The sequence below is a fragment of the Nocardia sp. NPDC001965 genome (assembly GCF_053594175.1).
Map to the genome: position 1 here is coordinate 181,371 of NZ_JBSFDZ010000003.1, position 21,218 is coordinate 202,588.

Sequence of the window (21,218 nt, forward strand, 5' to 3'; positions counted from 1 at the left end):
CGGCAGAGGTCTCGCATCAGCGGTCCACCCCGCCCATCACCGGATCGATACTGGCGACGGCCGCGATCACATCGGCCACCATGCCGCCCTCGCACATCGCCGCCACGGCTTGCAGATTGGTGAAGGAGGGGTCGCGATAGTGCACGCGATAGGGCCGGGTGCCGCCGTCGCTGACCATATGGACGCCGAGTTCGCCGCGGGGGGACTCCACCGCCGTGTACACCTGGCCCGGCGGGACTCGGATCCCCTCGGTGACCAGCTTGAAGTGGTGGATGAGCCCCTCCATCGAGGTACCCATGATCTTGCCGATATGTCGGGGGGAGTTGCCCAGGCCGTCGGGGCCCAGCTTCAGATCGGCCGGCCAGGCGATCTTCTTGTCCGCCACCATGACCGGACCCGGCCGCAATCGGTCCAGGCACTGTTCCGCGATCGCGAGGGACTGTTTCATCTCCTCGATCCGGATCAGGTAGCGGCCGTAGCAATCGCAGGTGTCGGTGGTGGGGACAGTGAATTCGTAGGTGTCGTAGCCGCAGTAGGGCATTGCTTTACGGAGATCGTGCGGCAGCCCGGTGGACCGCAGCACCGGACCTGTCACGCCGAGGGCGATACAACCCGTCAGATCGAGGTAGCCGATGTTCTGGGTGCGGGCCTTGAAGATCGGGTTGTGGGTGAGCAGATGTTCCATATCGCGCAGGCGTTTCGGCATCAGTGCCAGCAGGTCGCGGACCTTGGTCACCGCGTCGTCGGGCAGGTCCTGGGCGATACCGCCCGGCCGGACGAACGCGTGGTTCATCCGCAGTCCGGTGATGTTCTCGAAAACGTCGAGGATCAGTTCACGCTCCCGGAAACCGAACAGCATCGGCGTCAGGGCGCCCAGCTCCATACCCCCGGTGGCCAGTGCCACCAGATGGGACGAGATGCGATTGAGTTCCATGAGCAGTACGCGGATCACGGTGGCGCGCTCGGGGATATCGTCGGTGATACCCAGGAGCCGCTCGACGCCGAGGCAGAACGCGGTTTCGTTGAAGAACGGGGAAAGATAATCCATCCGGGTGACGAAGGTGGGGCCCTGTGCCCAGGCCCGGAATTCCAGGTTCTTCTCGATACCGGTGTGCAGATAGCCGATACCGCAGCGGGCCTCGATCACGGTCTCGCCCTCGATCTCGAGGATGAGCCGCAGCACCCCGTGGGTGGACGGATGCTGCGGCCCCATATTGACGACGATGCGTTCCTCACCCGCACCGCGCAGCGCGTCGGCGACTTCGTCCCAGTCCTGTCCGGCGACCGTCAGCACCTGTTCGGTCGACTTCGCGCCGGTCGGATCGGCCGGCGGGTGCCCGGTTCGGGAGTCGTCGTTGTCCGGCCCGCCGGAGACTCCGGGCCGGTAATCGGTCTCGCTCATCAGCTGTACGCCCTCCGCTCATCGGGCGGCGGAATCCGCGCGCCCTTGTACTCGACCGGTATCCCGCCGAGCGGGTAGTCCTTGCGCTGCGGATGGCCGCGCCAGTCGTCGGGCATGGTGATACGGGTCAGTGACGGGTGCCCGTCGAATCGGATACCGAAGAAGTCGTAGGTTTCCCGTTCGTGCCAGTCGCAGGTCGGGTACACGCGGTACAGCGACGGAATATGCGGATCGGTGTCCGGGGCGCCGACCTCGAGGCGGAGGCGGCGCCCGTGCGTGATCGAGTTCAGGTGGTACACCGCCCGCAGTTCGCGACCGGATTCGTCCGGGTAGTGCACCCCGCTGACACCGAGGCAGAGTTCGAAACGCAGCGCCGGATCGTCGCGCAGTACTCGCGCCACCTCCACCAGATGGTCGCGATCGATGTGGAGGGTGAGTTCGTCGCGGTCCACCACGACCCGCTCGACGGCGGCGTCGAACCCGGCGCCGACGGCGAGAGCCGCGCGCAGCAGATCGACCACGGTGTCGAAGTAGCCGCCGTAGGGCGGGGCGCTACCGCCCGGCAGCGCGACCTTGTGCACCAGGCGGCCGTAGCCGGAGGTGTCGCCGCTGCCGGAGATACCGAACATCCCCCGGCGTTCCCCGATGACCTCGTCGGTGGGGCCGATCGGCTGTTCGGGTTCCACGGCGCGGCTGTCGGTGGATTCGGAACGGTCGGCGCTCATCGCAGCAGGCCTTCCATCCGGATGGTCGGCGTGGCCGCCAGCGCCGCCTGTTCGGCGGCCCGGATCGCCTCGGTCCGGTTCACGCCCATCGGGGTCGCCTGGATCTTCTCGTGTAGCGCGAGGATGGCGTTGAGCAGCATCTCCGGGCGCGGCGGACATCCCGGTAGGTAGATGTCGACGGGCACCACGTGATCGACGCCCTGGACGATGGCGTAGTTGTTGAACATTCCGCCGGAGGACGCGCACACCCCCATCGCCAGTACCCATTTCGGCTCGGTCATCTGGTCGTAGACCTGACGCAGCACCGGTGCCATCTTCTGGCTGACCCGGCCGGCGACGATCATCAGATCGGCCTGCCGTGGGGAGGCGCGGAAGACTTCCATCCCGAAACGTGCCGAATCGAATCTGCCACCGCCGGTGGCCATCATCTCGATCGCGCAGCAGGCCAGGCCGAAGGTGGCCGGCCAGACCGACCCCTTGCGCATATATCCCGCCATGGCTTCGACCGTGCTGAGCACGAAACCACTGGGCAGTTTCTCTTCCAAACCCATGTCCGACTACTCCCTGGGTATCTGCCCGCGCCGGGGCGCGGTGCGGCTGATCGGAGGTTCGCGGCTCAGTCCCAGCTGAGGCCGCCACGCCGCCATTCGTAGGCGTAGGCGACCGAGACATTGACGATGAACAGAGCCATCGCGGCCAGGCCGAACACCCCGAGCGCATCGATATGGACCGCCCACGGGTAGAGGAACACGATCTCGATATCGAAGATGATGAACAGCATCGCGGTCAGGTAGTACTTCACCGGAAACCGCTGTCCGGTAATACTTCCCGTGCCTCCGGCCGTCGCGTGCGGTGTCGGTTCGATACCGCATTCGTAGGCCTGTAATTTGGCTCGGTTGTAGCGTTTGGGGCCGATCAGCCCGGCGATCAGGATCGAGATCACCGCGAACGCGGCGGCGACCGCGCCGAGGACCAGTATCGGCAGTTCGGTGTTCACGACTGCGCTTCCCCTCCTTGCGAACTGGAACCCCGCGGTGGTGCCACCGGGTTCCGCGAACGGGGTCGGGCGGTCGATGGGTCGGCCCGTCGCCGGATCGTCCCCGAATTCGTGAGTGGGCTGGGGGACCGATCTGTCGACGCGGGTCATATGTCATCTCCCGCGCTCATGTGAGCTACAGCACAGCCTACAACTGTCGCGGCAGGGCGAACGCGGATTCGTAGAGCCCTTTGATCGAATTCGCGACTGAGATTTATGAGCGAAAGAACGCAATCACGGATCAGGCCGCGGGGCGCCGGCGAAGCAGATCGACGACGATCTCGGTGAGTCGCAGCGGGTCGATCGGATGCGCTGCCACCGCTTCGGCCCGAGACCAGTTCGCCAGCCAGGCATCGTCGGCGCGCCCGGTGAGCACGATCAGCGGGGGGCAGTCACCGATCTCGTCCTTGAGCTGTTTGGCCAGGCCCATTCCGCCCACCGGGGCGGATTCGCCGTCCAGTACGGCCAGGTCGGCGGCGCCGGCGTCCATCCGTTCCAATACCACCGGCGCCGTGGCCACCTCGAGGTACTCGAGGGGCGGTAGGTCCGGGTGCGGGCGGCGCCCGAGAGCAAGGATCACCTGGCTCCGGGTGTCGGCGTCGTTGCTGTAGACCAGGACCCGCAGCGCGGCGGGAGGATTCGCATCGGCCACGTCCGCATGGTACGTCCGCGACCGCACGATCCGTGGCAGCTTGGCCGAGATCGGCCTGCGAGCGGTGGCAGCCGGTGGATGCCGGACATGTCCCGGTGGATGCAGACGGGGGCGGACGCCGGTGCGGATCCGGACGAACGCCGCGGCGTGCCTAAGCTGACCGCGTGACGGACGAACTGGTCGGAGAGCTCATCGATACGGTCGCCTGGGTCCTCGTCGAGAACGGGCGGATCCTGTGCGCGCGCCCGCGCGGCAAGGACGTGTTCTACATTCCGGGCGGGAAACGCGAAGCCGGTGAATCCGATGAGCAGACGTTGCTGCGCGAGATCACCGAGGAGCTGACCGTCGCCCTGGTCCCGGAGACGGTGGCACCGGTCGGTGTGTACGAGGCGGACGACGGCGCGGTGCGGGTCCGGATGAGCTGCTATCGCGCGGACTATCGCGGAACGCTGGCCGCCAGCAGCGAGATAGCCGAGCTCGACTGGTTCGGGTATGGTGACCGGCCCCTGGTGCCGCCGGTGGACCAGTTGCTGTTCGACGAACTCCACGCGGCCGGGCACCTCGCCCGCTGACCTCCGGCGGGCGGAGCCGGTACGGCTCCGCCGTGCCGGCCTACTTGGTCGTGAGGTTCTTCGGGCGGGTGGCCCGCTCGATGAGATGCTCGATCAGGCTGAGCAGCACATTCTTCGCCGAGACCCGGTCGCGTGCATCACACAGCATCACCGGGATGGACGGATCGAGATCGAGCGCGTCGCGGACCTCGTCGATCGTGTACCGCGGCGCGCCGTCGAAACAGTTCACCGCGATCAGGAAGGGCAGACCCCGCCGCTCGAAATAGTCGATGGCGGCGAAGGAATTACCCAGCCGCCGGGTATCGGCCAGCACCACCGCGCCCAGCGCTCCCCGGGCCAGTTCGTCCCACAGGAACCAGAAGCGATCCTGGCCGGGAGTACCGAACAGGTAGAGCACCAGATCTTTGTCGATGGTGATCCGGCCGAAGTCCAGCGCCACCGTGGTGGTGGTCTTGGACTCGACACCGGACAGATCATCGATCCCGGTGCTGAGTTCGGTGATCATCTCCTCGGTACGCAGCGGCGGGATCTCGCTGATCGAGGCCACCATGGTGGTCTTGCCGACGCCGAAACCACCGGCGATGAGGACCTTCACCGACGCGGCAAGCGCCGGCGCCCCGGGGTCCATCCGGGCAGGGTCAAATTTTTCGGATTCCATCCAGTACCGCTCGCAATATGTTGAAGTCGCCGGGACCGGACTCCATCTGCACGGGAGCCCGGAAGATCAGATGGCCGTCACCGATCAGATCTCCGACGAGAATCTTGGTCACCGCCAGCGGCAGTTTCAAGGCGGCTGCCACCTCCGCCACGGTTTGTGCTTCCGTGCACAGGTGCACGATATCGGTGTACTCGGGTTCGATCCGGCGCAACGACGGGGCACCACGAGCTTTGACCACGACAGTGAGCATATCCAGGTCGTGTCCCGCGCCCACAGTACGACCCTTGGTGATGGCGTACGGCCGCACCAGAGGTCCGGCGTCGTCGTCGAACCAGGGTTCCCGCTGCCCGGTCATGCCCGTATACCCGTCATCGCGTCTGTGTTGTTTCCGCGGTTACTGGGGTTCGGCCCCGGCCCCACCGCGGGAGCCGGTCGACAGATGGCTGCCGACCCGCTGAACGGTGAGGTTCATCTCGTAGGCCACCATGCCGAGATTGGCGTCTGCGGCGGCCTGTACGGCGATGCAGGCGTTGTCACCGGCCGAGGTGACGAACAGGACGGCGCGATCGAGTTCGATCACGGCCTGCCGTACCGCGCCACCTTCGAAGCGCGCGCCGGCGCTGCGCGCCAGCCCGTGCAGGGTGGACGACATCGCGGCGAAATGCTCCGCCTCGGTGCGATCCATTTTCGAGGAGTGGCCCAGCAGCATTCCGTCGGTGGACAGTACGACCGCGAGGCGGACCCCCGCGAGTCGCTCGACGAGATCGTCGAGCAGCCAGTTCAGGTCACCTTGTGTGGAAGTGGACACTTAGCCTTCCTGTTCATCCGGGGATGCGCCATCCGCCGCCGGGCTCCCGGCGCCGGATTCCGCGGCGGGCATCGGCTTACGGCCCTGTCGGGTGCCGATCTCGATCGCCGCCATCAGATCCCGGGCCTGCTCGGCCGAACGGGGCCGCGCCGTTGCGGCCTGAGGGGCGTCCGAAACTTCTGGTCGCGGTGCGACTTTAGCCTGCCTGCTACGGCGGGGTAAAGCTGGACGACCATCGGGCAGTACGGCCGGTTCGGTGGTCGTCTCGAGGGCTTCCGGCAGGGGCGCCGGGACAGTAACGGGCGCGGTATCCGCCGAGGCGGGTTCCGCGCCGGACTGCGCACCGGCGGGATCGGATTCCCGGGGCCGATCCGCCAGCAGTGTCGCGATGGCAGAGGTCTCGGGAAGCGGTTCCGTACGGTTCTCCGGCCCGCTCTCCGTACCCGAGGGCGCTGGCCGGAGGCCGGCCAGCGGGGTGGTCTCCTCGGCCGGATCGGTCAGCAGCGTACCGGGCACGATGACCACGGCCCGGACACCGCCGTACTCCGACTCCCACAACCGCACCGAGACACCGTGGCGGGCCGCCAGCTGCGCGACGACGAAGATACCCAGCCGCGAATCCTTCTGCAGGGACGCGACCTCGAAATTCGGCGGGTTCTCCAGGAGTTCGTTGAGCCGGTCGCGGTTTTCCTCGGGGATGCCCATGCCCTGATCGGTGATCTCGACGGCCACCCCCTTACCGATGACCGAACCGGTGACCTGGACTCGGGACTGCGGCGGCGAGAACGATGTGGCGTTGTCGACGAGTTCGGCGAGCAGGTGGATGAGGTCGCCGACCGCGTTGCCGGCGATCCGGAGTTCGGGGAGCCGGGCCAGCCGGACCCGAGTGTAGTCCTGGGTTTCCCCGACCGCGCTGCGGACCAGGTCGACCAGGGGTACCGGGGCGCGCCATTGCCGGCCGGGTTTCCCGCCGCCGAGGATGGTGAGGTTCTCGGCGTTGCGGCGTTCCCGGGTGGCCAGATGGTCGAGTTTGAACAGGATGTCCAGCATGGCCGGATCCTCTTCGCGCCGTTCGGCTTCGTCGAGTATCTCGAGCTGTTTGTGGACCACGATCTGGCTGCGGTGCGCGATGTTCAGGAAGATCGCCTTGACGCCCTCCTGGGTGCGCGTCTCGGTGATCGCGGCGTTCACCGCCACCGCGTGGGCGTGTTCGAAGGCGGTGGCCACCGCGCCGAGTTCGTCGCGGCCGAAGTCGAGTTCGGCCGCGGCCTCGGTTTCGTCGATATCCTCGCCGGCGCGCAGGCGTTCGAGCATATCGGGCAGCCGTTCGTCGGCCAGGGCCAGCGTATGGTCGCGCAACCGGACCAGCCGATGGATGAACCGGTTGGCCAGCACCAGGGAGACCCCGAACACCGCCGCGGAGACCACCAGTACCGCGAGACCGATCAGCAGCGACTGGTTGGTGGTCCGGGCCGCCGCGTCCAGCGAGATCTGCTGCATGAGCCGGTTCTGGTCGTCCCAGAGGTTCAGCATCTCCTGGTTTACGTGGTCGGCGGCCGCCTGCCAGGCCGTCAGCTGGCCGGGTGAGAGCCCGGCACCGGTGGCCGTGGGATCGGCGCCGGGGACACTGCGCGCGATCAGGGTGTTCTCCGTACGGTCCAGCAACCGCCACTCCGGGCTTTCGATCAGGGCGCGCAACCGTTCGCCGATCTCCGGATCGAGCTGGGTGGCCAGCAGTGCGGTCTCGACGTGGTAGAAGCCGGTCTGCTGGATGTATTCCTCGGGCAGTGCCACGGGGTTGCCGGTGCGCAGCGCGGCGCCGGCCAGGGCGTGGCTGCGGGAGGCCGCCTCCAGCGCGTGCATGATGCGGGAGACGAGGCTCAGCTGGCCGACCGCCTCCGGATTCTGTTCGAAGGTGTTCGAGAGCTGTGCGCCGGTGCTGAAGGCATCGAGGACGCGGACGTAGAAGGTGTAGGCGTCGCCGGTCGGCACCGCGCGGGCGTCGACGGCGCTGCGGATATTGCCGAGCTGCTGGGTGAGGGTGGTGAAGGAGCCGACGTCGTCGGTGATCTCCGCGGGTTGCAGCTCCCTGATCCGCTGGGCCCCTACGACCAGATCGCGCAGCGCCTGCTCGGTGTTGGGCCGGACAGCGGCGAGTGCCGCGGCCGCGCTGGGGTCACCGGCCAGATGCGCCAGGGTGAGCCGGCGTTCGTTCTGGACCACCTCGTACACATCGCGAGTGGGTCCCGAGACCTCGCGTAACGCCTCGGTCACCTGGCGGTTGTGCTGCCCCTGGTCGATCAGATAGCCCGTCGCACCCACACCGGCCACCAACAGGGTCAGACTCGGGATGAGTGCGATGGCCAGGATCCGGGCGCGGACACCGAGCCTCGCTCTGAACATCGCCACAAAGTAGCCGTCCACCGGGTTTCCCGCACATCGAATCCCATTGAACAGGACTCACTTTGACACCGAATCCGGCATATGCGGCGTGGCGGCGTTGTCATCGGCCGGTTCCTGCTGAGTAGATTTGTGCTCACCTCGCGGATACCGACAGGTAGGAGGCGTGATGCCCGTTCCGGATACCGAAGTCTTCGACAGGTTGCGCACCCTGGTCGCGATCGATGATGCCCGCACGCGCCCATCCCGGACGATCGAGGAGGTCTTCACCGGGCGGCCGCTGGGTTCGGTGCCGGTCGGCACGGCCGAGGACGTTGCCGCGGCCACTGCCCGCGCCAGGGCCGCGCAGATCCACTGGGCCGCGCGACCGCCCTCCGAACGAGCCCGGGTGCTGCACCGGTACCGGTCGCTGGTCGTGGCGCAGCGTGCGGCGCTGATGGATGTGATCCAGGCCGAAACGGGTAAGGCGCGCTGGGCGGCGCAGGAAGAGGTGATGGGGCTGATGTTCGCCGCGCGTTATTTCGCGCGAGTGGCCCCCGCACTGCTGGACGCACGCGTGGTCCCCGGTGCCTTTCCGGTGCTCAATCGTGCCTTCGTCGATATGCGGCCCAAAGGCGTCGTGGCGGTGATCTCGCCGTGGAATTATCCGCTGGTGCTGTCGCTGGGCGATGCGATTCCGGCGCTGCTGGCGGGTAACGCGGTGATCCTCAAACCGGACAGTCGCACCCCGTTCTCGGCGCTCGCGGGTGCTGAACTGCTCTATCGCGCCGGCTTGCCCCGGGATCTGCTCGCGGTCGTGACCGGTCCCGGGCCGGTGGTCGGCGAGGCGATGGTGGACTGCTGCGATTATCTGATGTTCACCGGCTCCTCGGATACCGGACGGGCACTGGCCCAGCGGTGCGGGGCGCGGCTGATCGGATTCTCCGCCGAACTGGGCGGGAAGAATCCGATGATCGTCACCGCGAACGCCGATATCGGCCGCGCCGCCCGGGCCGCGGTACGCGCGTGTTTCTCCAACGCCGGCCAGTTGTGCATCTCCATCGAACGCATCTACGTGGAGCGGGCGGTGGCGGCCGAGTTCACCGAGAAGTTCACCGCGGCGGTGGAATCCGCGAAACTCGGCGCCGCATACGACAACTCGGCGGATATCGGTTCACTCATCTCGGCGGCGCAATTGCGCACTGTCACCGACCACCTCGCCGACGCTGTCGGTAAGGGTGCCGAGGTGCGCACGGGTGGAAAACCGCGCCCGGATATCGGGCCGCTGTTCTTCGAACCGACGATACTCACCGGTGTGACCGACGAGATGGTCTGCGCGCGGGCGGAAACTTTCGGCCCGTTGGTTTCCATCTACTCCGTGGATACGGTCGCCGAGGCGGTGGCGGCGGCCGTCGACAGTGAATACGGGTTGAACGGAAGTGTCTGGGCGGGCAGCCTCGCCGAGGGCGAGCGGATCGCCCGGCAACTGAACACGGGCACGGTATGCGTGAACGAGGGCTATGCCCCGGCCTGGGGGACGACCGCCGCGCCCATGGGTGGAACCGGGATTTCCGGGGTGGGCCGGCGGCACGGTCCCGAGGGCCTGCTGAAATTCACCGAACCACAGACCGTGGTGTCGACGCGATTCCTGAATCTGGACCCACCGCCACCGATTCCGCGAGATCTGTGGCAGCGGGTGTTGATGACCATCGCCCGGTCGCTGCGGTTCCTGCCCGGCCGTTGAGGGGGTGCCTTTCAGTTGACGGCGCCGCGGCCGCCGCGTTTCCGGTTGTCGAGGGCGGCCGCCTCGGCGGCGCTGAGCCGTCGGGCGCGCAGCAGGAAGATCGCGGACTCCGCCGCGCCGGACCCGTCGCCGGATTCGTTGCCCGGTGCCGTTCCGGCGTCGGCGGGAACGTCCACGGTGAGATGTTCGCGCTCGAAGCGGGTGTAGACCTCCGCGCTCATCCACAGTTCGGTGTGCCAGGCCAGGCGGCCGAAGAGCATATCGCCCTCGGCGGCGCGGAAATCGCGGATCGGCAGCCAGTCCGGCTGCGGTTCGGCGGTGTCGCGGTGCGGAAGGTACAGCAGGATCGGCCCGTGCTGTTCGATCAACTCGCGTAACGCGTTGCGGGCCCGATCGGTGACCGCGACCCGGTCGCTGCGATACGCCATCAACAGCTCCGTGCGCGGCGGCACCGCGGTAGCGCTACCGAATAGATCCGATGAAACATATCGCTCCCTTGCACATCGTCTCCGGCCCCGAGTCGAACAGGGCCCGATGATTCCGGTCCGCCACTGCCCGATACGCCGGCTCGCTTCGGTCGGCACTTTTGCGAACACATTCTTGCGTATCGCGAGCGCGTGGGCGAGAGGGTGTCCATGGTTCGCCGAAAACGGCTGTGGTATAGGTCGGTGTGGCGAGCGGTATCGCGGGATGGTGTGGTAACGATGCCGCCGGTGGCGCCGACGGATTCTCGAAATCGCTGTGCTACAGCTTATTTCCGGATGAAGATACCGGCGACATCGGCTCGCTCGATCGGAGTGTCGGCATTGGCCTGAACACTGCACAACGCGTTGACCGCGGCAATGGACAGATCCACGTTCGTACCGGTCGGTTCCGCGCCCTGCTGCTCCTCGAGGAACTTGGTGATGGTGACGCGCTGCGTCTTCTGGTCCTGCCCGACGTACTCCCGGCACGGCGTATCGCCGCCCTTGTTCATCGCCCGCTCGATCTCGGTACAACCGGCCAGTGCGAGCACGGCGGCCGCGATCATCAGGCCGGCGCGGGCTTTCGTGGCGTTCATCGACAACAAATCCTCCTGGTCGGCGCGGGTCCGCAGCTGGCAGACCCGGGTCCGGTCCACTCTATTCCGGGCATACCCCGTTTTCCGGGCGGGTATCGGGCGGCGCCGGGCGCCGGCGTCCGGTAAGCAGGAGGGGTGAGCGCATCGACAGCTTTCCGTTTCGGCGTCAATATGGTGGTTCCGCAGTCGCGGGCGGAATGGGTCCGGAAATGCCGGCGGGCCGAGGAGCTGGGATACGACGTGATCGGGGTGGCCGACCATCTCGGCCTGGCCCCACCGTTCCCGGCTCTGGTCCTGGCGGCGGAGAACACCGAACGAGTACGGCTGAACACCTTCGTGCTCAATGCGGCCTTCTACAATCCGGTGCTGTTGGCGCGCGAGGTCGCCGGTACCGATCGGTTCGTGGAGGGCAGGCTGGAGCTGGGGCTCGGCGCGGGGTATGTGCGCGACGAATTCGAAACGGCAGGTATCGAATTCGGCACCGGCGGCACCCGGGTGACCCACCTCGAGGAGACACTGCGGACATTGCGGGAACTGTTCGCCGACCCGCGGTACCAGCCGCGTCCCGAACGGCCCGGCGGGCCGCCGCTGCTCATCGGTGGCTGGGGCGACCGGATGCTGACCCTGGCCGCGCGATATGCCGCCACGGTGGCCTTCACCGGGGCCGGGACCACGTCGGCCGGCGCCTTGCGGCTGGCCGGTCCGGCGGAGATCGAGGAGCGGGTCGCGTTCGTCCGGGCCGCGCTCGGACCACGAGCGCCGGAAGTCGAGTCGAATATCCTCGTGCAGGCGGTGGTGCCCGCGTCGGAGCGCGCGGCGTTCCTGGACAGGTACCGGGCGACGGTCGATCCCGAGGTGCTCGCGGTGGTGGACGAATTGCCCACTGTCCTGTTCGGCGGGCCCCGCGAGATCGCGGCGCGGATCCGGGAGAACCGCGAACGGTACGGTTTCGGCTATATCACCGTGCTGGAACCCGATCTGGAGGCCTTCGCGCCGGTCATCGCGCAGCTGCGGTGATCCGGGACAGTGGCGGTGCTCCGGGTCATCTCGGCGGAATATCCGCCGGCCCGGCTCCGGTATCGAGAAATCCGGTGATGCCGTCGAGAGCCGAATCGACCAGGGCGGTGGCCGTGGTGCCGAACAGGCTGCCGCGTTTGTCGAGCTGACCGTCGAGCCACAGTGACGCGAGACCGTGCCCGAGCGCCCAGAGGGTGACGGTGGTCGGCTCAGCGCGCTCGGGTGCCAGCTCGCCGGCGGCGACACAGGCCGCGACCGCGTCGGCCAGTACGCCGAACGCGGCTTCGCCCGCTGCGCGGGTGTCGGGATGTTTCTCCGGCTGGGAGAGCTCCGGGCGGAACATGAGCCGGAAGTAGCCGGGCTGGTCTCTGGCGAAGCGGATATAGCTGCGTTCGAGTGCGATCAGTGCGGCGGTGGGGGAGGCGGCCTTGGAGCAGGCGGCCGTGAGCTGCTCGGTGAGCAGCCGGAAACCCTGGGTGGCGAGGTCGGCCAGTAGCGCCGCGCGATCGGCGAAGTGGTGATAGGGGGCGCCGGAGCTCACGCCGGCCTCCCGGGCGACCCGGCGCAGGCTCACCGCCGCTATGCCCTCCGTTTCGATGAGCCGCAGGCAGGCGGCCAGCAGCGCATCGCGGAGAGCGCCGTGGTGGTAGGAGGTCCGGGTCACCTTCTGAGGGTAAGCGAGTCGCGATCGCCGGGCCGAAAGGGTCTGGACAGCGAATCTATGCAGTGCTTAGATTATCTGAGCACTGTTTAGATTTGCTACGACATCGGGACAGGTGGATATGAACACGCGGGTACTCGTGACCGGTGCGACGGGATTCGTCGCCGGGCATGTCATCGTCGAACTACTCGAACACGGATACGCGGTACGCGGCACGGTGCGCGGTGCGGCCGATACCGGCAAACGCGCGCATCTGGTCGAGTACGCCGCCCGGGTGGGCGGTGACCTCGAATTCGTCGCGGCCGATCTGAACGCCGACGAGGGCTGGGCCGAAGCGGTGGAAGGGTGTACGGAGGTGCTGCACGTGGCCTCGCCGTTCCCGTCTGCTCCGCCCGCCGACGACAGCGAACTGATCCGCACCGCGGTGGACGGAACGTTGCGGGTGTTGCGGGCGGCGGCGGCCGTGCCCGCGGTGCGGCGGGTGGTCCTCACCTCCTCCATCGCGGCGATCGCGCACGGTCACCACGACGACGCGGTGCGGACCGAGGCCGATTGGACCGTCGTCGAACGCAGTCCCGCCTATCAGCGCAGCAAGACGCTGGCCGAACGGGCCGCGTGGGAATTCGCCGGGTCGCTGCCCGCGGAGCGTGATCTCGAGCTGGTGGTGGTGAACCCGGGGATGGTCCTCGGGCCGCTGTTGTCGCCGGAGACGAGCACCTCGCACGAACCCGTGCGCCGACTGCTGGCGGGTGAGGTGCCGGGCCTGCCGAGGGTCGGCTGGTCGGTCGTGGACGTCCGGGATCTCGCGGTGGCGCACCGGCTGGCGCTGGAGACCGCCGATGCGGCCGGGAAGCGCTATATCTGCGCCGGCGAACACGTATGGATGCGGGATATGGCGCATACGCTGGCCGCCGAATACGGTCCGCGCGGGTTCCGGATCGCCACCCGTGGGCTGCCCAGCGTGCTGGTTCGCCTGGCCGCGGTGTTCGACCGCGGATTGCGGCTCACGGTCCCGGCCCTCGGGAAGGTCGAACGGGTCAGTGCCGCCCGGGCTCGCGAAGAGCTGGGGTGGACGATGCGGCCGGTGGCGGAGTCGATCCGCGATACCGCGGACAGTCTGCTGCGGCAGCGGATCGTGACCCCGCCGCGGTCGTCGGTGTCTGCGTCGGGTGAGCGACGCGTCCCCGCGGCCGGAATATGAGGTCCGGATGCTGATCGCGACAGTGCTGGTCGCTCTCGGAGCCCTGGGGCGCCGGTTCCGGAACGGCCGACGGCCCGGTGACGACCGGACGGAGCGGGTGCCCGGCCATCCGGTGGGTTTCCGGAGGTGGCGGGGCTTGGCGATGGGGATATCGGCCGCCGCCATCTCCTTCGGTGGTGTGGCGACTGTGGCGGTCGCCTGCTGCTGAGGCCGGGTGAGGTTGTGGGACCGTGGAATACGGGGGCGTCGCGGAATGTGTACAGGGTCCCCGGTTGCTCGCCGGAGGCCGGTGACAGCGCGGTGCGGGTGGGCTGTTATTTGGAGGCCGGATAAATATGTTTTGAATCACAAGCATCTGGGTACAGCGGGGTGTTCGTGTACCGAGGTCGCCGAAGTGTCATGTACTCTCAGTTACACGTAAAAGGTGTGTCTGTCATGAGTGGCGACGACCCCAGCACGAACAGACGAGGAACGCAATGACGCGGCATGTCGACGTACTGATCATCGGAGCCGGTCTGTCCGGTATCGATGTGGCCTGCCACCTGGAGAAAGAGAACACCGGCCGCAGCTACGCCATTCTGGAGCGCCGCACCGCGGTCGGCGGCACCTGGGATCTGTTCCGCTACCCGGGCATCCGTTCGGACTCCGATATGTATTCGTTCGGCTACGGCTTCCGGCCCTGGCGCGGCACCCGCATGCTCGCCGACGGTGCCGGTATCCGCCGCTATATCGGGGAGACCGCCGACGAATACGGGGTGACACCCAATATCCATTTCGGCCGCAAGGTCGTCTCGGCGAGCTGGTCCGACGCGGACAACCGGTGGACGGTCCGGGCGCTCGACGAGGCGACCGGCGACGAGGAGGTATGGACCGGCACCTTCCTGGTCGGCGCCACCGGCTACTACGACTACGACAGAGGCCACCGGCCGTCGTTCCCCGGTGAGGACGCGTTCACCGGCCGGATCGTGCATCCCCAGCACTGGCCCGAGGATCTGGACTACCGGGACAAGAAGGTGGTCGTGATCGGTAGCGGTGCCACCGCCATCACTCTGGTGCCCTCGATGGTCGGCGAGGCCGCGCACGTGACCATGCTGCAGCGTTCGCCCACCTATATCGCCTCCATACCCGGCGAGGACCCGGTGGCGCTGGGAATGACCAAGGTCGGTTCGCCCGCCGGGCTCACCTATCAGGTCGGGCGGGCTCGTAATATCGCGGTGCAGCAGGCCAGCTACCAGCTGTCGCGCCGACAGCCGAAGCTGGCCCGGCAGATGTTCCTGAAGTGGGTGCGGCTGGCGGTGGGGCCGGGCGTGGACATGCGCCATTTCACCCCCGAGTACGCACCGTGGGACCAGCGCCTCTGCGTTGTTCCCGACGGCGACCTGTTCAGAGCATTGCGCCGCGGCGACGCTTCGGTGGTCACCGACACCATCGATACGTTCACCGAGAACGGGATCCGGGTGTCCTCGGGGGAGGAGATCGAGGCCGATATCGTCGTCACCGCCACCGGGCTGAAGATTCAGATCCTGGGCGGTGTCGCCCTCGATATCGACGGTGAACCGGTGGTGACCCGGGACCGGGTCATGTACAAGGGGTCGCTGCTCGACGGGATTCCCAACGCGCTGATGGTCCTCGGGTACACCAACGCTTCCTGGACCCTCAAGGCCGATCTGGCCGCCGAGTACTTCAGCCGGGTACTCAACCGGATGCGGGACAAGGGATACACGCGGTTCGTGGTCCGCGCCCAGGACTCCGATCGCTCCGAGGTCTCGGTGATGGGCGGCGCGCTGAGTTCCGGCTATATCCAGCGCGGGGACGCGGTGATGCCGCGACAGGGCACCGGTGGCCCGTGGAAGGTGGTCAACAGCTACTTCCGGGACCGCGCGTATCTGCGCAAGAGCCCGATCGAAGACGGCATCCTGACCTTCACCGACCGCACCGGCACCGAAACCACCAGCTCCGGGCGCCGATCCCGTGGTGCGGTGGGCCGGCTACCGCTGATCGGGACCCGGTCCGCCTGACGCGCCGCGCGGCCGGAGCCGGTTTCACGATCTCGCAAGGGCTCCCGGCCGGGCGCTGTCCCGGCGCCGGCCGCGACTCGGCCGCGGGGTAGGAGGCGGTCCGGGCGGCACCGGCTCGCGGCTGGGTAGTTTGATCTCATGAGCGAGCGGTTGGTGATCGTCGGCGGTGACGCTACGGGGATGTCGGCGGCCGCCCAGGCGCGGCGTTTCCGGGATGCCTCGGAGCTCGAGATCGTGGTGTTCGAACGCGGGCACTTCACCTCCTACTCCGCCTGTGGGATCCCGTACTGGGTGGGTGGCCATGTGCGCGAGCGCGACGATCTCATCGCCCGCACACCCGCGGAACACCGGGCCCGCGGAATAGATGTCCGCCTGCGCAACGAGGTCGTGGAACTCGATGTGCCGGGTGGCCGCTTACGCAGCCGCGACGCGGCCACCGGTATCGAGACCTGGACGGACTACGACCACCTCGTTCTGGCGACCGGTGCGCGCCCGATCCGTCCCGCGCTGCCCGGTATCGATGCACCCGGAGTGCACGGGGTGCAGACCCTCGACGACGGCGAGGCATTGATCGCCGCGCTCGCGGCCGGGACCGGTCGCGAGGCCGTCGTGGTGGGAGCGGGCTATATCGGTGTGGAAATGGCCGAGGCGCTGATCCGGCGTGGATACCGGGTCACCGTCGTGCACAGCGGCACCGAGCCGATGTCGACGCTGGACCCGGATATGGGTGCCCTGGTGCGTACCGCCCTGCGCGGTCTGGATGTGACGGTGATCGGCGACAGCGAGGTCACCGGAATCCGTACCGGAGACGACGGGCATGCTCGCGCCGTGGTGGCCGCGGGGCGGGAGTACCCGGCGGATGTGGTGGTTCTGGGCATCGGGGTGGTTCCGGAGACGACACTCGCCGCTGCGGCCGGACTGCCACTCGGCGACCACGGCGGATTGCTGACCGATACGGCCATGCGAGTGCTCGGGCACGAGAACATCTGGGCGGGCGGGGACTGCGTGGAAGTGCTGGACCTGGTGTCCGGAATGCGCAGACATATCGCGCTCGGCACCCACGCGAACAAGCACGGCCAGATCATCGGCGCCAATATAGGTGGGGGTTACGCGACCTTCCCCGGCGTGGTCGGCACCGCGGTCAGCAAGGTCTGCGATCTCGAGGTGGCGCGAACGGGCCTGCGGGAGAAGGACGCCCGGGCCGCGGGCCTGCAATACGTCACGGCCACCATCGAATCCACCAGCCGGGCCGGATATCTCCCGGACGCGCCCCGGATGACGGTCAAGATGCTGGCCGAGCGGGTCACCGGCCGGCTGCTCGGGGTGCAGATCGTGGGTCGTGAGGGCGCGGGTAAGCGGGTCGATATCGCCGCGGTGGCACTGACGGCGCGAATGACGGTGGCGCAGATGACCACACTGGATCTGGGGTACGCGCCACCCTTCTCGCCGGTGTGGGATCCGGTGCTGGTGGCGGCGCGCAAAGCGGTGCGTGCGGTGGGGGAACGCGGGTGAACTCGCTCGCCGACATACCGCGTACTATCTTCGATCGTCAGCACGGAACGGGTCGAGCGAAGGGGGACGGTGTGCGGACCCGAGATATCCGGTATATCCGGATTCGCGAGCACCGGAAACTACTCATGAATATGGCGGCTGGATGAACCCTGACGCGAACGCCGGCGGCGCCGACCCGGCGGACATTCTCGACGCGGTGACCGAACCGGTCCCGCGGGTGCGGGAAACGATGGATACCCGCCGCCGCGCCGCGGCCACCGAGCCCACCGTGCCACGGCAATCGCTGGCGTCCGGTATCCACCGGGTCGCACTGCCCGACGACGAATTCGCCGAGGTGGTCTGCGTGAACTGCGGTACGCAGAGCCGGGGGCCACGATGTCCGACCTGCGAGCATCCGCATCGTGTCCAGGACCGGTTCGAGGCCGATCTCGGTATCGCGGGCCTGGTCACCGATCGCGGGATCCTGCATGCGCGCAACGAGGATGCTGTTGCCGCGGCGGTGGTCCCCGACGACAACGGGCAGCCGGAGACCATTGTGCTGGTGGTCTGCGATGGGGTCTCGTCCTCGCCGGATCCGCAGGCGGCCTCGGGGACGGCGGTGCGGACCGGGGTGGACGCCTGTCTGGCGGCGCTGGCCGGCGATCGCACCGCCGAGGAGGCGACCGCTGCGGGGATGGCGGCCGCGTCGGAGGCGGTCCGCAATCTCGTCGGCCCGGACGGCGACGCGCCGTCGTGCACCTACGTCTCCGCGATCGTGCGTACCGAGCCCGGGGGCCGGATATCGGTCACCGTGTCGAATATCGGCGACAGTCGCGCCTACTGGCTGGCGGCCGGTGATCCGGCCGCCGAGCAACCGGCCCGGCCCGGCCACCCCGGGCTGCTCGAAGGGGCGCAGAAGCTCACCGTGGACGACTCCTGGGCGCAGACGCTCGTCGAAGCGGGCGCCATGGACGAACGGGCCGCGATGGCCGATCCGCGGGCGCATACGCTCATGCGCTGGCTGGGCGCCGACGCCGGTCAGCAGCCCTGGTCCGCGGACAGTATCCGCACCTATTACGCGGACACTCCGGGTGTGCTGCTGCTGTGCACCGACGGGTTGTGGAACTATCTGCCCGGTCCGGCGGATCTGGCCCGGCGGGTGCTCGGTGTGCCGATCACCGAGGGCGCGCGGGCGCTCGTGGACTACGCGGTGGTCTGCGGTGGCAGCGATAACATCACGGTCGCGCTGACGCCTGTCGCCGGCGCCTGAGAACGCGATAACCGCCTCTGGCAAACTCCGGGCAATGGCTCGGAGGGGTGGGTCCGCCGTCGGTCCCCGGGTGGTCGGCGCGGCGGAGATCCGAACGTCCGTTGTGTTTGCAAAACTGCGAAGTCGGGTACAAGACGGGAAAGCCGGCGCGGACACCGAAGGCTGCGCCGGACTGAGCACATACGCACCTACCGCAAGGAGGTTCGTCATGAAGGGTGGCCTGTCCGCCGCTCCCGGAACAACCATGGTCACCACGAATCATGAGGTCATCCGCCAATGGGCCCAGCGGCGCGGTGCGAATCCGGCGACGACACCCGGCAGTGAGTACGACGGTGAGGTGGGGGTCCTGCGGTTGGACTTCCCGCACTACGGTGGCGCGGTCCTGCAGCCGATCAGCTGGGCCGACTGGTTCGCCACATTCGACGCCCGCAAACTGAACTTCCGATACCAGGAACTGCGCCCCGACGAGACGCCCAGCAATTTCTTCCGGCTGGAGCGGGTGGGCGATATCTGAACGTGAGGCATTTCACTCCGGGGGTTTACCCGGCAGGCCTTCTGGCTATTCGTATAACCGAAAGGTTGCTCGAGTAAGCTGAGTAGCGGGCTGTCGCGTCGGTACGGGGATGCGAAAACCCGCACCGCGGCACGCCACGTGCGTCTGCAAGGGATTGAATATTGAGCGCGAACCTGATGATCGTGGAAGACGACGACAGGGTCAGAGGCGCCCTGCGCCTCGCCATGGAGGACGAGGGCTACGACGTCGCCGAGGCCGAGGAGGCCGAAGCCGCGCTCACTCACCTGCGCACGATCGGTGTACCCGATGTGATGATCGTCGATCTGATGCTCGGCGGGATGGACGGGTTCACCTGCATCCGCGAGATCCGCCGTGACCACGACGTTCCGATCATCGTGGTGAGCGCCCGCGACGACACCCACGACGTGGTGGCCGCACTCGAGGCCGGCGCGGACGATTTCGTCACCAAGCCCTTCGAGATCAAAGAGATCACCGCCCGGATGCGGGCGCTGCGTCGGCGTGCGCGGTTGTCGGTGGAGCGGGATGCGCCCGTCGAGGTGGTGCTCGAGGCCGATTCCGATTCCCCCCTGGTGCTGTCCCCGGACGGAGGTTCGGTTCGGCGCGGCGACCAGGAGATCGGTCTCACCATCACCGAGTTCCGGCTGCTGTGCGAACTCGCGGAGGCGCCCGGCCGGGTCCTGAGCCGCGATGTCCTGCTCGAACGCGTCTGGGATCGGGGATTCTTCGGCGACGAACGAATCGTCGATGTGCATATGCGCAGGTTGCGCACCAAAATCGAGCGGGATCCGTCCGACCCGCGAATCGTGGTCACGGTCCGTGGCCTCGGTTACCGGCTGGACGTACAGCGCTAGGTCATGGGCAGCGCGATGAGCGCCACCCGCATCGGTCCCGATGCGGGTGGCCGGAGCCTGCGCAGCCGGGTGACGACCGCGTTCGCGGTGTCCTCCGGCCTGATCGCGCTGGCGCTCGTCCTGGGGGTGTTCGCCGTTCTCGGTGACCAGGGCCGGACTGTCGGCGATCGGATCCAGCACCGCCCGGTGCTGCTGCTGGGCTGCGCCATGGTCGCGGCACTGGCCGGTGCCGCCGTCGGTGTGTGGGTGAGCCGCCGGATGCTCAAACCGCTGCGCGACGTCGCCGCCGCGGCCGCGCTGATCGCCTCCGGCGAGCTGGACACCCGGCTGCCGCACAGCAACGACCAAGACCTGGCCAGCACGGTGGATTCGTTCAATCGGATGGCCGAATCGCTGCAACGGCGCATCGATCGGGAGCACCGGCTCTTCGGTGATGTCAGTCACGAACTACGCACCCCGCTGACCACGCTGACCACCGCTGTGGATGTACTGAATCGGTACCGCGAGGACATGCCGCCGCGATCGCAGCAAGCGCTCGATCTGGTGAGTGCCGAGGTCGACCACCTGCGCCGGTTGCTCGACGATCTTCTGGCGCTGGCCAGAGTGGAGGCCGGGATGCATCACGGTGACGCCGATCCGGTATCGGTGGGCGACCTGGTCGCGCATACCTTGCAGGACAGCCGTCGGCCGGCGGAACTGCTCGACGTCCGAGAGGACGTCACGGTTCGTGGGCGCAAGCTCGAGCTCGAGCGCGCTGTGGTCAACCTGCTGAAGAACGCCGATCGGCACGGCGGCGGCGCGGTCGCGGTGACGGTACGCCGCGACGGCGGTGACGCCGTCGTGGAGGTGGACGATGCGGGGCCGGGCGTCGCGCCGGCGGACCGCGAGCGCATATTCGAACGCTTCGCGACTTCGCGGTCCGGGCGTCGTTCCGCCACCGGCGGGACGGGTATCGGCCTGGCGCTGGTCGCCGAAACGGTGGCCACCCATCACGGCAGAGTGGAATGTGACGAACGTCCCGGTGGGGGAGCACGTTTCATCATCCGGCTTCCGGTTATTCAATAGGAGGGTCACTTAACAAGCCTGTAACACGATCGTAAAGAACTCGACCAGGTCACCTCAAAGTCAATTCGCAAGC

At 67.7% G+C, this 21,218-nt stretch carries 23 protein-coding genes; 11 read left to right on the top strand and 12 right to left on the bottom strand.

The window, feature by feature from the left end:
* Positions 1-16: 16 nt before the first annotated feature.
* The 5 genes from ACWCPQ_RS07320 to ACWCPQ_RS07340 form a co-directional block, all read right to left on the bottom strand.
* Positions 17-1,402 carry an NADH-quinone oxidoreductase subunit D gene (locus ACWCPQ_RS07320; RefSeq protein WP_449895815.1) on the bottom strand — a complete coding sequence of 462 codons (1,386 nt, stop codon included), beginning with the start codon at positions 1,400-1,402 and terminating at the stop codon, positions 17-19.
* Positions 1,402-2,127, bottom strand: coding sequence for an NADH-quinone oxidoreductase subunit C (locus tag ACWCPQ_RS07325; protein WP_449895817.1), 726 nt, complete (start codon positions 2,125-2,127; stop codon positions 1,402-1,404). Before ACWCPQ_RS07325 ends, ACWCPQ_RS07320 begins: the two co-directional genes overlap by 1 nt.
* Positions 2,124-2,678: a NuoB/complex I 20 kDa subunit family protein gene (locus ACWCPQ_RS07330; RefSeq protein WP_058855699.1), complete on the bottom strand. Its 555-nt coding sequence runs from the start codon at positions 2,676-2,678 to the stop codon at positions 2,124-2,126. The genes ACWCPQ_RS07325 and ACWCPQ_RS07330 overlap by 4 nt, the downstream gene beginning before the upstream one ends.
* 65 nt (positions 2,679-2,743) lie before the next feature.
* Positions 2,744-3,124 carry an NADH-quinone oxidoreductase subunit A gene (locus tag ACWCPQ_RS07335; protein WP_449895820.1) on the bottom strand — a complete coding sequence of 127 codons (381 nt, stop codon included), beginning with the start codon at positions 3,122-3,124 and terminating at the stop codon, positions 2,744-2,746.
* Between the two features lie 280 nt (positions 3,125-3,404).
* Complete coding sequence (locus ACWCPQ_RS07340) at positions 3,405-3,815, bottom strand: Rv3143 family two-component system response regulator (RefSeq protein ID WP_449895822.1); 411 nt, start codon at positions 3,813-3,815, stop codon at positions 3,405-3,407.
* A 164-nt stretch (positions 3,816-3,979) separates the two neighbouring features.
* Here ACWCPQ_RS07340 and ACWCPQ_RS07345 point away from each other — a divergent pair, with 164 nt between their 5' ends.
* A complete protein-coding gene (locus ACWCPQ_RS07345) occupies positions 3,980-4,387 on the top strand; it encodes an NUDIX hydrolase (RefSeq protein ID WP_449895824.1) in 408 nt (135 codons plus the stop codon).
* Between the two features lie 40 nt (positions 4,388-4,427).
* Here the strand turns inward: ACWCPQ_RS07345 and ACWCPQ_RS07350 are convergent, their stop codons facing one another.
* From ACWCPQ_RS07350 to ACWCPQ_RS07365, 4 genes are read right to left on the bottom strand one after another with little or no spacing between them, the layout of a single operon-like run.
* Positions 4,428-5,015 (bottom strand): GTP-binding protein, encoded by a 588-nt coding sequence (locus tag ACWCPQ_RS07350; RefSeq protein WP_449895826.1) that lies wholly within the window; start codon positions 5,013-5,015, stop codon positions 4,428-4,430.
* Positions 5,016-5,025: 10 nt separating this feature from the next.
* A complete protein-coding gene (locus ACWCPQ_RS07355; protein ID WP_449895828.1) occupies positions 5,026-5,400 on the bottom strand; it encodes a DUF742 domain-containing protein in 375 nt (124 codons plus the stop codon).
* Between the two features lie 39 nt (positions 5,401-5,439).
* Entirely contained in the window at positions 5,440-5,853 is a 414-nt protein-coding gene (locus tag ACWCPQ_RS07360; RefSeq protein WP_058855702.1) for a roadblock/LC7 domain-containing protein, read from the bottom strand.
* Complete coding sequence (locus ACWCPQ_RS07365) at positions 5,854-8,256, bottom strand: nitrate- and nitrite sensing domain-containing protein (protein ID WP_449895830.1); 2,403 nt, start codon at positions 8,254-8,256, stop codon at positions 5,854-5,856.
* A gap of 166 nt (positions 8,257-8,422) precedes the next feature.
* Here ACWCPQ_RS07365 and ACWCPQ_RS07370 point away from each other — a divergent pair, with 166 nt between their 5' ends.
* Entirely contained in the window at positions 8,423-9,976 is a 1,554-nt protein-coding gene (locus ACWCPQ_RS07370; protein WP_449895832.1) for a succinic semialdehyde dehydrogenase, read from the top strand.
* 11 nt (positions 9,977-9,987) lie between these two features.
* Here ACWCPQ_RS07370 and ACWCPQ_RS07375 read toward each other — a convergent pair whose 3' ends face one another.
* Complete coding sequence (locus ACWCPQ_RS07375) at positions 9,988-10,404, bottom strand: DUF779 domain-containing protein (protein WP_449895834.1); 417 nt, start codon at positions 10,402-10,404, stop codon at positions 9,988-9,990.
* 323 nt (positions 10,405-10,727) lie between these two features.
* Positions 10,728-11,036, bottom strand: a complete 309-nt coding sequence (locus ACWCPQ_RS07380; protein ID WP_449895836.1) for a hypothetical protein — start codon at positions 11,034-11,036, stop codon at positions 10,728-10,730.
* Positions 11,037-11,171: 135 nt separating this feature from the next.
* Here ACWCPQ_RS07380 and ACWCPQ_RS07385 point away from each other — a divergent pair, with 135 nt between their 5' ends.
* On the top strand, positions 11,172-12,053 hold the full coding sequence (locus tag ACWCPQ_RS07385) for a TIGR03621 family F420-dependent LLM class oxidoreductase (protein ID WP_449895837.1): 882 nt from the start codon (positions 11,172-11,174) through the stop codon (positions 12,051-12,053).
* Between the two features lie 25 nt (positions 12,054-12,078).
* On the opposite strand, the gene ACWCPQ_RS07390 is transcribed toward ACWCPQ_RS07385, so the two are convergent.
* Positions 12,079-12,717: a TetR/AcrR family transcriptional regulator gene (locus ACWCPQ_RS07390; protein ID WP_449895839.1), complete on the bottom strand. Its 639-nt coding sequence runs from the start codon at positions 12,715-12,717 to the stop codon at positions 12,079-12,081.
* A 118-nt stretch (positions 12,718-12,835) separates the two neighbouring features.
* Between ACWCPQ_RS07390 and ACWCPQ_RS07395 the strand changes: the two genes are divergently transcribed.
* The 8 genes from ACWCPQ_RS07395 to ACWCPQ_RS07430 all read left to right on the top strand — a co-directional run bounded on the left by ACWCPQ_RS07395 (position 12,836) and on the right by ACWCPQ_RS07430 (position 21,145).
* Positions 12,836-13,915, top strand: a complete 1,080-nt coding sequence (locus ACWCPQ_RS07395) for an NAD-dependent epimerase/dehydratase family protein (protein WP_449895841.1) — start codon at positions 12,836-12,838, stop codon at positions 13,913-13,915.
* A 7-nt stretch (positions 13,916-13,922) separates the two neighbouring features.
* Positions 13,923-14,123, top strand: coding sequence for a hypothetical protein (locus tag ACWCPQ_RS07400; protein WP_449895843.1), 201 nt, complete (start codon positions 13,923-13,925; stop codon positions 14,121-14,123).
* A 268-nt stretch (positions 14,124-14,391) separates the two neighbouring features.
* Positions 14,392-15,933, top strand: coding sequence for a flavin-containing monooxygenase (locus ACWCPQ_RS07405; RefSeq protein WP_449895845.1), 1,542 nt, complete (start codon positions 14,392-14,394; stop codon positions 15,931-15,933).
* Between the two features lie 138 nt (positions 15,934-16,071).
* A complete protein-coding gene (locus ACWCPQ_RS07410) occupies positions 16,072-17,445 on the top strand; it encodes an FAD-dependent oxidoreductase (RefSeq protein WP_449895847.1) in 1,374 nt (457 codons plus the stop codon).
* A gap of 142 nt (positions 17,446-17,587) precedes the next feature.
* Positions 17,588-18,694 carry a PP2C family protein-serine/threonine phosphatase gene (locus ACWCPQ_RS07415; RefSeq protein ID WP_449895849.1) on the top strand — a complete coding sequence of 369 codons (1,107 nt, stop codon included), beginning with the start codon at positions 17,588-17,590 and terminating at the stop codon, positions 18,692-18,694.
* A gap of 208 nt (positions 18,695-18,902) precedes the next feature.
* Positions 18,903-19,208, top strand: a complete 306-nt coding sequence (locus ACWCPQ_RS07420) for a hypothetical protein (RefSeq protein ID WP_449895851.1) — start codon at positions 18,903-18,905, stop codon at positions 19,206-19,208.
* Between the two features lie 161 nt (positions 19,209-19,369).
* The gene (locus tag ACWCPQ_RS07425) at positions 19,370-20,080 is read left to right on the top strand and encodes a response regulator transcription factor (protein ID WP_449895853.1); all 711 of its coding nucleotides are present in this window, start codon (positions 19,370-19,372) and stop codon (positions 20,078-20,080) included.
* Between the two features lie 3 nt (positions 20,081-20,083).
* Positions 20,084-21,145 carry a HAMP domain-containing sensor histidine kinase gene (locus ACWCPQ_RS07430; protein WP_449895855.1) on the top strand — a complete coding sequence of 354 codons (1,062 nt, stop codon included), beginning with the start codon at positions 20,084-20,086 and terminating at the stop codon, positions 21,143-21,145.
* The last annotated feature ends 73 nt before the right edge of the window (positions 21,146-21,218 follow it).

Bases quoted from the DNA above. Each gene is read 5' to 3' on its own strand.
- ACWCPQ_RS07395 (WP_449895841.1), top strand. From the start codon at position 12,836: ATGAACACGCGGGTACTCGTGACCGGTGCGACGGGATTCGTCGCCGGG.
- ACWCPQ_RS07415 (WP_449895849.1), top strand. From the start codon at position 17,588: ATGAACCCTGACGCGAACGCCGGCGGCGCCGACCCGGCGGACATTCTC.
- ACWCPQ_RS07365 (WP_449895830.1), bottom strand. From the start codon at position 8,256: ATGTTCAGAGCGAGGCTCGGTGTCCGCGCCCGGATCCTGGCCATCGCA.
- ACWCPQ_RS07370 (WP_449895832.1), top strand. From the start codon at position 8,423: ATGCCCGTTCCGGATACCGAAGTCTTCGACAGGTTGCGCACCCTGGTC.
- ACWCPQ_RS07410 (WP_449895847.1), top strand. From the start codon at position 16,072: ATGAGCGAGCGGTTGGTGATCGTCGGCGGTGACGCTACGGGGATGTCG.
- ACWCPQ_RS07405 (WP_449895845.1), top strand. From the start codon at position 14,392: ATGACGCGGCATGTCGACGTACTGATCATCGGAGCCGGTCTGTCCGGT.
- ACWCPQ_RS07325 (WP_449895817.1), bottom strand. From the start codon at position 2,127: ATGAGCGCCGACCGTTCCGAATCCACCGACAGCCGCGCCGTGGAACCC.
- ACWCPQ_RS07320 (WP_449895815.1), bottom strand. From the start codon at position 1,402: ATGAGCGAGACCGATTACCGGCCCGGAGTCTCCGGCGGGCCGGACAAC.
- ACWCPQ_RS07330 (WP_058855699.1), bottom strand. From the start codon at position 2,678: ATGGGTTTGGAAGAGAAACTGCCCAGTGGTTTCGTGCTCAGCACGGTC.
- ACWCPQ_RS07380 (WP_449895836.1), bottom strand. From the start codon at position 11,036: ATGAACGCCACGAAAGCCCGCGCCGGCCTGATGATCGCGGCCGCCGTG.
- ACWCPQ_RS07400 (WP_449895843.1), top strand. From the start codon at position 13,923: ATGCTGATCGCGACAGTGCTGGTCGCTCTCGGAGCCCTGGGGCGCCGG.
- ACWCPQ_RS07350 (WP_449895826.1), bottom strand. From the start codon at position 5,015: ATGGACCCCGGGGCGCCGGCGCTTGCCGCGTCGGTGAAGGTCCTCATC.
- ACWCPQ_RS07355 (WP_449895828.1), bottom strand. From the start codon at position 5,400: ATGACCGGGCAGCGGGAACCCTGGTTCGACGACGACGCCGGACCTCTG.
- ACWCPQ_RS07420 (WP_449895851.1), top strand. From the start codon at position 18,903: ATGAAGGGTGGCCTGTCCGCCGCTCCCGGAACAACCATGGTCACCACG.
- ACWCPQ_RS07430 (WP_449895855.1), top strand. From the start codon at position 20,084: ATGGGCAGCGCGATGAGCGCCACCCGCATCGGTCCCGATGCGGGTGGC.
- ACWCPQ_RS07375 (WP_449895834.1), bottom strand. From the start codon at position 10,404: ATGGCGTATCGCAGCGACCGGGTCGCGGTCACCGATCGGGCCCGCAAC.